Raw genomic sequence first — 12,476 nt, 5'->3', positions numbered from 1 at the left:
ACCCTCAAAGTTCGGAAGAAAAAGATTAAACCGCTATAAACACAGATGGTTACTGATGTTATAGTGGTTTTCACACACACTTTTTGTCCTATAAGCCTTGCATGTCCTTTCCAAGAGTGCATAATCTCTTTAGCGCCCCAAAATTTGACAAAGAGCCAAAATTTGACAAAGAGCCCCATTTTGTCCTATAACCCTAACATTTAATAAAGAAATTTTAAAAAGGCAATCCTGTTAAAACAGAATTGCCTTTTAGTATTAAATTAGATTAAACTGTTCACTAATTTATAAAATTAGAATTTGTAGTTTAATTCTGCACGATAGAAGTCACCTACATCAGTACCATCTTGTTCTTCACCATTGAATGCCCAGTATGCAGATAAGCCAACGTTATTAGCTAGTGCATAATCTACTGTAGCCATCCATGTTTTATAATCGTTATCATATGGTTGATTCCAAGTAGAGCTAAATACAGGGGAAACTTCTGCAAGATCAAAGTATTGAACTTTAACGCCCCAAGTACCTTGTTCTTTGATGTTATAATTACCAAAGCCAATACCAGCTACCCAAGCATCATTACCATAATCTTTATTAGCTGCATCTTCAGAGAATGTAGCATATTCGCCACCAATCCAAACTTTATCAAAGTTAAGATCTAAGGAACCACCATAGATATCAGCATCATCTTTTAATTTTAATTCATTGCTATAAAGCTCACCATTATCATTAGTGAATGCATAGAAACCGCCTAAAGTAACATGTTCACCAAGTTTCCCTTTAGCTTGAAGTAAAGTTACTTTTAAGTTGTCATCTGCATTAGTATAGCCATCTTTATTAATATCTTTTAGAGATTTAAAAGCGCCTTTAACGAAAGAACCATAGCCTGCTAATGCTTGGAAGTTACCATTATCGTATGCTAAAGCAGCACCATCAAAAGCGTCATCATAGATTAAACCATTACCAACAACTGCACCAAAACGGCCAACTACACCAGTAGTATCTTCGCCAAATTGATGTGCCACATATACACGATCAAATGTCACATCAGTATCTTGAGAATCACCAAATTCAGTATCGCCTGTAGAAATACGAACAACTGCAGAAGTATTTTCATTTACAGTTGCATTGAATTGTACACGGCCACGGTAATCAAACTGAGATTTTTTATTGTAGCGAGAATTGTCTTTATTATCTTCAAAGTTACCTTTCTCTTCAAAGCCTTTATAACGAAGACGAGCATCACCAGTAACTTTTACATTACCAACTTTGTTTTCCAAAGTAGCAACACGAACGCCCAAGTTGTTTAATTCGCTGGAGAATTCGTCAGCTAAACGGTTAATCAAAGCTTGTTGTTCAGCGTTTGCACGAGCTTCGTTAGCCATAGCTTTAGCTACCATTTGAGCCATTTCGTAACGAGTGATGTTGTTCTGGCCTTTGAAAGTGCCATCTGGGTAACCGTTGATTACACCAGCTGCTGCTAATTGAGCTACGCTCTGGTATGCCCAATCGTTAGGAGTTACATCGGAGAATGGGTTAGCTGCGAATGCAGTTGTTACGCCAAGTACAGCTGTTGCTGCAAATACGGCTGCAAAACGTTTTTTCATTGTAATTACCCCTTTCGGTAAAAAACAGAAAAATAATATACAATGATTCTGTTTAGTCCCTACTCGTTATTTTCCAATACTCCGTAATCTTAAATGGAGTGTCCATGTTTCCTCACAAGTGACTTACGTTTCTCAGTCAACAACTTTTGGTACTTCACTGAATCTACAGCTATAGTATCACACAAAATTCACTTTGTAAAGCTTTTGAAAAACTCAACTGCCCTATATCAGTTTTATTCTCAATAAATAAAAAGACAGTTAACCCTTAAGTTAACTGTCTTTTTTGAATTTTAAGTTACATTACTTTCTCAAATATTTTTATAAAAATATTTTTCAACATAATCTAACTATTCGATAATTTATCTATTTTTTTCTATTAGAATTTGTAGTTTAATTCTGCACGGTAGTAATCACCTAATTCATTACCGCTTTGGTCTTCTGCATTAAATGTATAGTAACCAGAAAGACCTACATTATCAGCTAATGCGTAATCAACGCTAGCCATCCAAGCTTTGTAATCGCTGTTGTATGGCTGATTCCAAGTGGAGCTTACTACTGGAGAGTATTTACCTTCATCAAAGTATTGAACTTTAACACCCCAAGTACCTTGTTTAGCAATATCATAGTCACCATAACCAATACCAGCTACCCATGCATCTTTATCATCAGATTTTACAACACCATCTTCATCAGCGAATGTTGCATATTCACCACCGATCCAAACTTTATCAAAGTTAAGGTCTAAGGAACCACCGTAGATGTCATTATCAAAGTTCTTATTCCCAAAGGTATAGAAACCACCTAAGGTTGCATGTTCACCAAGTTTACCTTTTGCCTGTAAGATAGTAACAGTTGGGTTGCTATCAGCAGTTTCATCAGTAAAATTATACCCAGTAGCATATTTACGGCTATTGTCTGCATTATCAAATAAGCCGCCTTCCATGAAGGAACCATAAGCAGCAGTTGCGGAGAAGTTACCGTTGTCATAAGTAAGGCCAGCACCATCGAATGTATCATCGTATACTAAACCATTACCAACTACAGCACCGAAACGACCAGCTACAGCGGTTGTATCTTTACCAAATTTATGAGCTACATATACGCGATCAAATTCTACATCAGCAGAGTTTTTAGCATCGCCAAATTCCATATCACCACTTGTTACACGGATAACAGCGGATGTATTGTCATTTACGTTAGCATTGAATTGTACACGGCCACGCATATCGAATAAAGATTTTTTATCTTTATTTTCAGAGCTAATCATTCCTTTTGTATCGGAACCTTCATAACGAAGACGAGCGTCACCAGTTACTTTTACATTACCTACTTTGTTTTCTAAGTCAGCAACGCGAACACCTAAGTTATTTAATTCTTCAGAGAATTCATTAGCCAAACGGTTAATCATAGCTTGTTGTTCTGCATTAGCACGAGATTCATTCGCCATAGCTTTAGCTACCATTTGAGCCATTTCGTAACGAGTGATGTTGTTCTGGCCTTTGAAAGTGCCATCTGGGTAACCATTGATTACACCAGCTTGTGCTAATTGCGCTACACTTTGGTATGCCCAATCATTAGGAGTTACATCAGAGAATGGATTAGCTGCGAAAGCAGTAGTTACACCAAGTACAGCAGTTGCTGCGAATACGGCTGCAAAACGTTTTTTCATAATTAATTGCCCCTTTCGGAATAAAAACAATTTTCTAAAATATTAGATTTGTTTAGATTCTGAAACAGACTAATTAAAGAATAATAATTTAAATTGGAGTGTCCAAGTTTCCTCGCAATGTATTGTTATTGCTTCTTTTGTCTTAGTTGTTTCGTTGTCTGAACTAACCTATGGACACATCTTACCAATGAAAACTAAACTCAAAATGAAAGTACCAAAACTTCATTTAACCCATATATTCCCTAAATTAACTGTAATTATTTATTAGTAATCCTAAACATCTTAGAAACTTTGTATTTATAGGGCATACAACCTCTTTTTGATTTTTATTTTCACTCAAAACCGAAAACTAAATCATAGTTTTCAGTTTTTCAACCATTAGAAAACTCAATTTCAAACATGAGTTTTTCATGTAAAAAAGCCATTTTAGGTGATAACTTCATGAATAAAAGCAATGGTATATCGGTTAACTCCCTATTTTTCTTCATACAACACTTATATTAATGCTCTTATTTTTATAAAATTATGATTACTTTAAGTAAATAAGCTCTTATACATACAAAAAAGGCTGCAACAAACTCATAGAATATCATTCTACAATCTGTTACAGCCTCAAGCTATAGCCCTGCCGCATCAATCCAAGTTTGTAATTCGTCTTCAGCCGTTTCAATATCTTCATCAAACGCACCACAAAGACTTGGATAACGACCAACTTCTACGGTATATACAATAGCTTCATCCCGCGCATTGCGGAATGTGCCTAACCATATACCAGAAAATTGCGTTTCATACCATTCAACAGGTTGATCGGTCTCTGTAAAATTAATCGTAATGGAGCCACGACCTAAAGTTTCCATGACCTCCACTTGTTCCTCCATCGTTAAACCCGTCTTTTCAATATAAATGGTGTGAGTTTCACCCGTTTCACGCAGACGCTTTAACGCTAATTGAAGTTCTTTTAAAATGGCCTGTACATTGCCATAATGCTCTATCATCGCTCTGTTACCTCTGTTATCTCAGTTACCTCAATTCCCCAAGTTTCTAATTGCCGAATAATACGTTGTTTTACCTCCGGCAAAGCGGCTTGTACTGTTTCAGTTGGCATTAACCCAATGTCTAGACTTTCAGGTTCTACACCGATTACTGTCGCATCTTCAAGAGGTTTTTCTTGTAAGGCACGAATGCGTAAAATATCCTGCATCCCTACTTCATGAACTGAAATATTACCGGTAAAATAATCTTCTGTCTGTTGGTGTGGAAATTCATAAACCGTGCCTGGTGTTTCACCACCATTTACAGCATCTACCAACAACAGTTTAGTCATACCTCGCATATAGCTTAATAATTCCATGCCCATAGTGCCACCATCAACGATATTAATTTCAGGGGAAAAAGAATATTCTTCTTCCATTTGACGCACTACGTGAACACCTAAACCTTCATCAGTGAGTAATATATTACCTACGCCTAAGAGCGTAATATTACTGTCGTTTACCATATAAATCCTCAATATCTTCTGGGTCTTCTGGATAGAATTTCATACCAGATACCATACTAGACACTTCGCCAGATTCTTCCATAACATCTTCACGGAATGCCAAGTATACATGAGCTACAGTAAAGAGCAAGAAGAACCACGCAATATAGTGATGTACCATATGAATATCATATTCGTTAAACATCAAATTAATTGGATTAAACACAATGGCCAACCAACTATTTGGATTAATCTGCGAATACATCGCAAGACCAGTACAAATTTCAAGGAACATCATAATATACACTAGCAAGTAGCTTGTACGCGCTAACGAGTTACGTAGCACTCGATGTTCTTCCTGACGTGGCAACATCAAATAATGTAACGTCGTTTGTTTAAGACCATCCCAATATAAACGGCTACGGAATTTTGGTAACAAACGATCACCACGATAGCGAATGGCGCCGTAAATACGGAACACAAACGCAAAAATCAAAATAAACGCAAAACCAAAATGAACACGGCGAATCATTTCCATAGAAAACCAGCTGTTAATAGCTTCTGCCGGTTCACGACCTACAAACATACTAAACCCTGGATCACCAATATATAGACCTGTCCAGAATAGGAAAGTTACGCACAGTACCATCGTCCAATGGAATATACGCAACCACAGACTAAATACGCGATACGGCTTTTTGTCCGGTTGTTCAAACATCTAAATCCCCCCTATTATTTGCACATAGCATCTGTATTAACGGAGATGATTTTTTCACCCTTCTTGTTATACAAGTGCGTTGCACAAGCTAAGCAAGGGTCAAAGGAATGAATCCCTTTCAAAATTTCAAGTGGTTTGTCGGCGATTTTAACTTTCGTATCCATCATATTGGATTCGTAGGCCCCATGTTCATTAGCAATTGTCTTAGGACATGCATTCCAAGTTGTTGGTACAATACACTGGTAATTGCTTGTTTTACCATCTTTAATATCACACCAGTGACCTAAACCACCACGAGGCGCATCGACTAAGCCAACCCCTTTTGCTTCTTTTGGCCATGTATTAGGGTCAAAGTTTTTTGTATTCGCTACAGCTGTATCGCCGCCTTTAATATTCGTCACTAATTTATTAAAGAAATATTGACTCATATTAACAGCTACTTGTGCATCTAAACAACGACAAGCCGTACGACCTACGGTACTACACATCCATACATGAGCAGGTACACCTAAAACAGAAGATACTGTATCAATCTGCTTAACAATCATCTGTTCAGCCCAGGATGGATTACTAATAATACCTTGTTTTACTTTTGTATATACAATAATATACTTAGCCAAAGGACCTACTTCACAAGCATTCCCTTTAAAGGTTGGTGATTTAATCCAAGAATATTTCTTCGTTTCATCAAGGAATTCCCAATGTTCTTTAGTCCCTGTTTTAGGGCCTGTATAATTTGGTTTCGTAACCCCTTCTGATGGATGAATTGTCTTCTTACCATCAGGATACTCATACCAAGAATGTTCCACTTCTTCTGACAAGAAGTCTGGATTCATAAGGTCTTCCCCTTCAAGTGGAATGAATTTTGCTTTATCTACGCCAAGACCAAAATCTTCAACAACGCCATTAGCACGAACTAAGCATTTTTTGAAATAATCACCATTTTGAATACCACTGTATGGTTCATCTGGATAATCACCGTAAGCAAGCACACGTTTCTTAGATAGGCCGCCACCATCAACCATACCTGCTTTTGCATAAATCTGACCAATCGCCAATACGTCTGGAAGATAGAAGTAATTAACCAAATCTTTCGCTAATGCAATCGATTCATCAACAACAGCTAAACGAGCCGAATTGACAGGCGCATTCATATCATCCATAGAGATGGAACAAGGCATACCACCAACAATATAATGTGGATGTGGATTTTTCCCACCAAACACAACATGTGGTGTAACAATATCACGCTGTTTATCCAAAATATTCAAGTAATGAGCCACGCCCATCAAATGAACTTCTGGCGGTAATAATTGATAATCTGGATGGTCCCACCATTGTGCAGCAAAAATACCTAATTGACCACTTTCAACAATCTTTTTAATTTTCCCTTGAACAGCTGCATAGTACGTTGCATTGCCTTTAGGAAATTCTTTTGGATACGCCGATGTAGTGGACTGTGTTTCAGCTGGTTCAAGGCCACTTAAATTATATGTTTTAAGTACGGTTTCTTGTAAAGCAGCGGTCTTAGCAGGATCTGCTTTTAATGCTTCTACAGGACTCACCCAGTCAAGCGCATGCAAGTGATAGAAATGTACAATATGGTCATGAGCATCTAAACAACTATGCATAATATTTCGAATATAATTCGCATTCTTAGGAATTTCAATTTTTAATGCATCTTCCACAGAGCGTAAAGAAGCTAATGCATGAGTCGATGTACATACACCACAAATACGTTGTACGAACGCCCACACATCTCGTGGATCACGATCTTTTGCTACTAACTCAATACCACGCCAAGCCGTACCACTGGATAACGCGTCTTCTACTTTCCCCGTTGCTTCATCAACATTGACTTCAACTCGTAAATGACCTTCAATACGAGTGATCGGATCTACAACTACACGTTTCATTAGTGGTTACCTCCTTCATTCTTAGCCTGTTCTTTAGCGGCCTTCTGCGCATCAAGCTCTTCTTGATATTTCTTTTCTAATTGAATCGTATCATATTTATGTTTAGCCAAGGTAACACCACCATGGGCTACTACAGCACCAAACGCAGTTAAACCTGCAATGGTACCAATCGTATCAGCCGTCGTAATGGTATTAGCCACTTGAACTTGAGGTAATCGTTGATGGAAGTTGTCATTATCCCAAAAGCCTTTTTCACTACAACCAATACAACCAGAACCAGATTGAATTGGATAGGATAAACCGTTCCACCAGCGCAAGTTACCACATGAATTGTAAGTAACTGGACCGCGGCAACCCATCTTGTATAAACACCAACCAGCTTTAGCCCCTTCATCGTCAAACTTTTCAACAAAGAGCCCCGAATCAAAAAATGGTCGGCGATAACAAGTATCGTGAATGCGATTACCATAGAATTGTTTTGGACGTCCTTCCACATCAAGTGGTGGAATTTCACCAAATAATGCATAATGCATAATCACACCCGTCATAACTTCTGGGATTGGTGGACACCCAGGTACTTTAATAATTTTCTTACCTGAAATGACACTCGAAACTGACACAGTATTCGTAGGGTTTGGTTTCGCAGCCTGTACACCGCCCCAAGCCGCACAGGAACCATATTCAATGATAAATGCAGCCCCTTCAGCGCATTCTTTTAACACATCAACAAAAGGACGACCACCTACCATACAATAGGTACCATTGTCATCAAGAGGTACGCCACCTTCAACAGCTAATACATATTGACCTTTCTTTTCAGTCAATAGTTTATGTAAATGTGCTTCAAAAGGAGCCCCCGCTGCTGCAGCCAATGTGTCATCATATTCTAAAGCAATCATATTCAATACCACATCTGATGCAAATGGCGATGTAGAACGAATAAACGATTCGTCACAACCTGTACACTCATGACCATGTAACCAAATAACTGTTGGCAACTCTTTCGTATCGGCTGCCTCAACAACTTTATTCAATACTGTTGGTGGTAGGCCTAAAATGGCGGTCAAAGCCACACAGGTCTTCATAAATGTGCGGCGACTGAGTTTACGTTCCTGGAACAATTTCCACAGACTATTTGTCTTTTCTTTCACAGGTGGACCCCCCTTGCTTGCAATAACTTTACTGTCCGTTTGTTAAACATTAAATAAATCTTTTATTAAATAGTATTGATAGTATAACACGTTACGGTTTTAATTTCTATAGAATATATCATAAAAACTTGCTATACTCTTGAAAGTTAACTATATACTTTATCGCTTTATTTTATAATGGAGCGAATCAACCCTTCTACAATAGGAGCTGGTTTATACCCAGCAATGCGATCTTTTTCTTTACCATTTTTAAAGCAAATCAATGTCGGAATACCCTGGATATTGTATTTCAAGCTACGTCTTTGAGTGCTTCTACATCAATGGTTACCACATCAAGATCATCTTTCATATCTTCCGCTAACTTTTCGATTTCAGGATTCATCAATTCGCAAGGTTTGCACCAGGTAGCCCAAAAATCAGCTACCACAACTTTTGAAGAGTCTTTTAACAGGGTCTCCAAAGCTTCTAAACTTTCAATTTTTGTTACTGCCATTACTAATTCCTCCTTATACCATATCCTCTTTGTATACTTTTAATTGTATGATGACGGCGACAATGTTTAGTCAAAAATCAATCATTTTCTTTAAATGATAATGACTAGACAAAATAAAACCGCCCCAAGGAGCGGTTTTAAGCAAGCAATCAATAAGCCGAGTTCTGTTCTGCTTGCGCAGTGGTGATTATCTTTCTAGGCCTATAGTTGCCTATAGGCTCAAGCGGCACAACCCGAAAGGTAGGCGGGCCACCCTTATCCCTTTCCTATTCGGCCTTGCTCCGGATGGGGTTTACCGAGCCAATACATTACTGCATTGCTGGTGCGCTCTTACCGACACCGTTCCACCCTTACCGCTAAAGCGGCGGGTTTACTTTTCTGTGGCACTATTCCCTATGGTTACCCACGCCGGACGTTATCCGGCATCCTGCCCTGCGGAGCTCGGACTTTCCTCGAACTTACGCTCGCAATCACCTTTCATACTTGCTACTTAAAGTCTAGCAGATACAAGATATTAGGTCATTATCTTTTTCTCAAAATTAATATGAACAGATAGCACATCTAAGGATGTCGATTATGCAAAGAAAAAGTCTTTTTGTGTTTCACTGATATGAACAGGAATCGTTGTTATACTCTGTTCTCGTAATTTCATTTCAATATGGGCAGCCAGTAAAGAGGACGCCCCTACTTCCGTACCAAAATGCCCTACATCAGCCACCAAAATGCCCAATTCCTTAGCTATTGCATATCATGATATTTCACATCACCTGTCACATAAGCCTGTGCACCAGCCTTAGCCGCAGCTTTTATAAATTCAGCACCAGAGCCAGTACAAAGAGCAACGTTAGTAATCGCCGCCACTTTAGCGCCACCAAAACGTGCACGACCTTGCGGAAAAGCAGCTTTTATTAATTCTACAAAGGCTTCCCAGCTTAAAGTATCAGCTAATACACCAAGGCGCCCCAATTGTTGCCACCTGTGCTGGCTCAGCTAATCGATATACTTCATAGGCCACTTCCTCATATGGATGAGCTTCTTTCATTGCGTCAAGGACAGTAGCTAATTGAGCTTTAGGAACAATCGTTTCCAACCGATTTTCGGCTACTTTTGTAATTTCACCAACAGCCCCAATATATGGATGTGTTCCTTCTAAAGGTAAAAAATGTGCCAGTTCCTTCACTGTGAAATGTACAGTGACTATAATTACCAATATGTCCAGCCCCTGCATCGCCCATAGCGTTTAATACAGCGTCCGTGTGCGTAGTGGGTACAAAACAACAATTTTATACAGCCCTTCTTCATGGACTTTTTTCAAGGCCTGTTACTTGCCCTAGCCCAATTTGAGCCGCTGCTAAATCATTTAGTCCACCAGAAGCAATATCTAAGTTCGTATGCGCACTATAAACAGCTATCTTATGACTAATTAATTTATAACTAAACGCCCTAATGCGGTATCATCCGTTACTTGTTTTAGACCTTTAAAATTAGCGGATGATGACTGGACAATTAAATTACAGCCTTTAGCGATAGCTTCCTCCACAACTTTCATCCGTTACATCAAGGGCTGTTAAAATTCCTGTCACTTCGGTCTGTTGTTGTCCCACCATAAGACCTACATTATCCCAAGATTCTGCTAAATGCGTAGGTGGCCAAAGCCTCTACAATGTGACCGATTTGCTTTACGCTAACTGTGGCGCCCCCTTCTTTTACTGTAGTTAACGATTCTTTTGCTACAACTGTTTGTTTTTTATTATCTGTTTGTTCTTTTGCTATGACAATTTGCTCATTCGTTTCATCAAATATCTCATTCATCATAATACCTCCAATTCTGCAATCTCTTTTTCCAACAGTTTATACTTTTCTGTATTTGCTAATTCTTTCGACATATTATCTAAAGCAATCTGACGTAAATAAATAAGTCGCTCTATATACTTACTCCATAATGGCGGGCGTTCCTGTGCTAATAAAGCGCCCACTGACCAAAGTAAGGAATCTAATGGTAACTTTTCATATACATCTTGCATACTTAAGGTTATGTCACTTACATATTCAGGTAATCGTTCGATTTTAACAGCTAATAGTGCTTGATATAGTTTGCCCATATCTTCTACCAAAATTTCTTTTACAATTTTATACTCTTTTTTCACTAAAAATTGTCGCAATTCAGCTTGCCCATTTTGAGGCTGTAATACATAAAAATCTAATAGTTCAGGGCCTGCTTCAATAATATCCCGCATGAGAAAACCCCATGCCACAAAGTACGGCTCCTTGCAATTCACCAGACTCAGTAACCTGCAAACCGTCGCCCAAACGACAATCAATTCGATCTTCCAGTCCATTAGATTTTACATATGCTTTAGCGGACTCCAATGGCCCCTTGTGCACATCACCCGCTACCACTCGATCAGCACGACCACGTTGTATTAATTCAACCGCTAAATAACATGATCTGTACCAATATCGGCAATAGCTATTGCTTTAGGTATTAGTGTAAATACCGCTTCTAAACGGTTCGTTAGCTTTTTTATTGTCACAATGACTCCTTTATATAACACTATGTAACATAACACTACATAGCATGACACTATGTAACATAAAACTACTCTTAAATATTAGTATATCCTTAAGAACAATAAATACGTTAAAATATTTACTGAACATATTGGACCTTTTTATCACATATTTATTTTACCATAACTAAAAACCGCTTATACAACTATCACGTTGTATAAGCGGTTTATTTTTACAAAAGTTGGTGGGCCCACCTGGGTTCGAACCAGGGACCGACCGGTTATGAGCCGGTTGCTCTACCCCTGAGCTATAGGCCCATAGGGAAATACCGTAGTACTCCACCAAATTATTATACACAAAATAACTTATTGCCGTCAATGAAATTATAAGAAGTCTTTAATTTTATCTCGTTTACCTCGATTACGAAGTTTAGTCAATGCCTTACCTTCGATCTGACGAATACGTTCACGGGTAACATTAAAATGCTGACCCACCTCTTCTAATGTCCGTGGTTTGCCATCTTTTAAACCAAAGCGCAACACTAAAACTTGCTGTTCTCGTTCCGTCAAGCAAGAGAATACATCTTCAATTTGCTCTTTTAACAAGATATAACTAGCAGCATCATCTGGCGCAATAGCATCTTGGTCTTCAATAAAATCGTCCAAATGAGAGTCTTCTTCTTCACCAATAGGTGTTTCTAAAGACACTGGTTCTTGTGCAATTTTTTGAATTTCACGAACACGCTCTACACTGATGCCCATACCTTCTGCAATTTCTTCTGGCAATGGTTCACGGCCTTTATCTTGTAATAATTGACGTGAAATACGAATCAATTTATTAATTGTTTCTACCATATGAACTGGAATACGAATTGTGCGCGCTTGGTCGGCAATAGCCCGTGTAATAGCCTGACGAATCCACCAAGTTGCATAAGTAGAAA

General features: G+C 38.5%; 14 protein-coding genes, 1 tRNA gene, 1 other RNA gene and 2 pseudogenes. All 18 read right to left on the bottom strand.

All coding sequences use genetic code 11. The features are described from left to right. Positions 1-290: 290 nt before the first annotated feature. Positions 291-1,601, bottom strand: a complete 1,311-nt coding sequence (locus tag DYE54_RS00070) for an S-layer homology domain-containing protein (RefSeq protein ID WP_115309319.1) — start codon at positions 1,599-1,601, stop codon at positions 291-293. A 376-nt stretch (positions 1,602-1,977) separates the two neighbouring features. Then, positions 1,978-3,270, bottom strand: a complete 1,293-nt coding sequence (locus DYE54_RS00065; RefSeq protein WP_115309318.1) for an S-layer homology domain-containing protein — start codon at positions 3,268-3,270, stop codon at positions 1,978-1,980. 617 nt (positions 3,271-3,887) lie between these two features. Continuing rightward, entirely contained in the window at positions 3,888-4,265 is a 378-nt protein-coding gene (locus DYE54_RS00060) for a hydrogenase expression/formation C-terminal domain-containing protein (RefSeq protein ID WP_115309317.1), read from the bottom strand. Then, positions 4,262-4,768, bottom strand: a complete 507-nt coding sequence (locus tag DYE54_RS00055; protein ID WP_115309316.1) for a HyaD/HybD family hydrogenase maturation endopeptidase — start codon at positions 4,766-4,768, stop codon at positions 4,262-4,264. Before DYE54_RS00055 ends, DYE54_RS00060 begins: the two co-directional genes overlap by 4 nt. Beyond that, the gene (gene cybH, locus DYE54_RS00050) at positions 4,752-5,465 is read right to left on the bottom strand and encodes a Ni/Fe-hydrogenase, b-type cytochrome subunit (RefSeq protein ID WP_115309315.1); all 714 of its coding nucleotides are present in this window, start codon (positions 5,463-5,465) and stop codon (positions 4,752-4,754) included. The genes DYE54_RS00055 and cybH overlap by 17 nt, the downstream gene beginning before the upstream one ends. A 14-nt stretch (positions 5,466-5,479) precedes the next feature. Further along, positions 5,480-7,381 (bottom strand): nickel-dependent hydrogenase large subunit, encoded by a 1,902-nt coding sequence (locus DYE54_RS00045; protein ID WP_115309314.1) that lies wholly within the window; start codon positions 7,379-7,381, stop codon positions 5,480-5,482. Continuing rightward, positions 7,381-8,532: a hydrogenase small subunit gene (locus DYE54_RS00040; protein WP_115309313.1), complete on the bottom strand. Its 1,152-nt coding sequence runs from the start codon at positions 8,530-8,532 to the stop codon at positions 7,381-7,383. The genes DYE54_RS00045 and DYE54_RS00040 overlap by 1 nt, the downstream gene beginning before the upstream one ends. A 167-nt stretch (positions 8,533-8,699) precedes the next feature. Further along, complete coding sequence (locus tag DYE54_RS10225; RefSeq protein WP_218564741.1) at positions 8,700-8,825, bottom strand: thioredoxin family protein; 126 nt, start codon at positions 8,823-8,825, stop codon at positions 8,700-8,702. After that, positions 8,822-9,025 (bottom strand): thioredoxin domain-containing protein, encoded by a 204-nt coding sequence (locus tag DYE54_RS00035; RefSeq protein WP_115309312.1) that lies wholly within the window; start codon positions 9,023-9,025, stop codon positions 8,822-8,824. The genes DYE54_RS10225 and DYE54_RS00035 overlap by 4 nt, the downstream gene beginning before the upstream one ends. A 137-nt stretch (positions 9,026-9,162) precedes the next feature. Beyond that, an RNA gene (gene rnpB / locus DYE54_RS00030) (RNase P RNA component class A) lies at positions 9,163-9,512 on the bottom strand. An 87-nt stretch (positions 9,513-9,599) separates the two neighbouring features. After that, entirely contained in the window at positions 9,600-9,746 is a 147-nt protein-coding gene (locus DYE54_RS10305) for a hypothetical protein (RefSeq protein WP_245935667.1), read from the bottom strand. Between the two features lie 17 nt (positions 9,747-9,763). Beyond that, positions 9,764-9,991, bottom strand: a complete 228-nt coding sequence (locus tag DYE54_RS10300) for a Nif3-like dinuclear metal center hexameric protein (RefSeq protein WP_245935666.1) — start codon at positions 9,989-9,991, stop codon at positions 9,764-9,766. Further along, a complete protein-coding gene (locus DYE54_RS10295) occupies positions 9,966-10,235 on the bottom strand; it encodes a hypothetical protein (protein ID WP_245935665.1) in 270 nt (89 codons plus the stop codon). Before DYE54_RS10295 ends, DYE54_RS10300 begins: the two co-directional genes overlap by 26 nt. A gap of 88 nt (positions 10,236-10,323) precedes the next feature. Continuing rightward, positions 10,324-10,632, bottom strand: a pseudogene (locus DYE54_RS10425) (Nif3-like dinuclear metal center hexameric protein). A gap of 10 nt (positions 10,633-10,642) precedes the next feature. Next, positions 10,643-10,837 (bottom strand): hypothetical protein, encoded by a 195-nt coding sequence (locus DYE54_RS00020; RefSeq protein WP_115309311.1) that lies wholly within the window; start codon positions 10,835-10,837, stop codon positions 10,643-10,645. After that, positions 10,837-11,559 (bottom strand): annotated as a pseudogene (locus tag DYE54_RS00015) (tRNA (adenine(22)-N(1))-methyltransferase). Before DYE54_RS00015 ends, DYE54_RS00020 begins: the two are co-directional and overlap by 1 nt. A 219-nt stretch (positions 11,560-11,778) precedes the next feature. Beyond that, positions 11,779-11,853 (bottom strand) — tRNA-Ile (locus DYE54_RS00010). 66 nt (positions 11,854-11,919) lie between these two features. After that, positions 11,920-12,476: sigma-70 family RNA polymerase sigma factor (locus tag DYE54_RS00005; RefSeq protein WP_147285254.1), on the bottom strand; the 557-nt coding region annotated here is incomplete at its 5' end.

This window comes from Veillonella criceti (assembly GCF_900460315.1).
Lineage (GTDB): Bacteria > Bacillota > Negativicutes > Veillonellales > Veillonellaceae > Veillonella_A > Veillonella_A criceti.
The sequence above is the reverse complement of the archived record's forward strand: the minus strand, read 5'-3'. Positions and strand labels throughout refer to the sequence as shown.

What these genes read in the sequence shown, in the direction of transcription:
- DYE54_RS00070 (WP_115309319.1), bottom strand. Translation starts at nt 1,601, where the DNA reads ATGAAAAAACGTTTTGCAGCCGTATTTGCAGCAACAGCTGTACTTGGC.
- DYE54_RS00065 (WP_115309318.1), bottom strand. Translation starts at nt 3,270, where the DNA reads ATGAAAAAACGTTTTGCAGCCGTATTCGCAGCAACTGCTGTACTTGGT.
- DYE54_RS00060 (WP_115309317.1), bottom strand. Translation starts at nt 4,265, where the DNA reads ATGATAGAGCATTATGGCAATGTACAGGCCATTTTAAAAGAACTTCAA.
- DYE54_RS00055 (WP_115309316.1), bottom strand. Translation starts at nt 4,768, where the DNA reads ATGGTAAACGACAGTAATATTACGCTCTTAGGCGTAGGTAATATATTA.
- cybH (WP_115309315.1), bottom strand. Translation starts at nt 5,465, where the DNA reads ATGTTTGAACAACCGGACAAAAAGCCGTATCGCGTATTTAGTCTGTGG.
- DYE54_RS00045 (WP_115309314.1), bottom strand. Translation starts at nt 7,381, where the DNA reads ATGAAACGTGTAGTTGTAGATCCGATCACTCGTATTGAAGGTCATTTA.
- DYE54_RS00035 (WP_115309312.1), bottom strand. Translation starts at nt 9,025, where the DNA reads ATGGCAGTAACAAAAATTGAAAGTTTAGAAGCTTTGGAGACCCTGTTA.
- DYE54_RS00020 (WP_115309311.1), bottom strand. Translation starts at nt 10,837, where the DNA reads ATGAATGAGATATTTGATGAAACGAATGAGCAAATTGTCATAGCAAAA.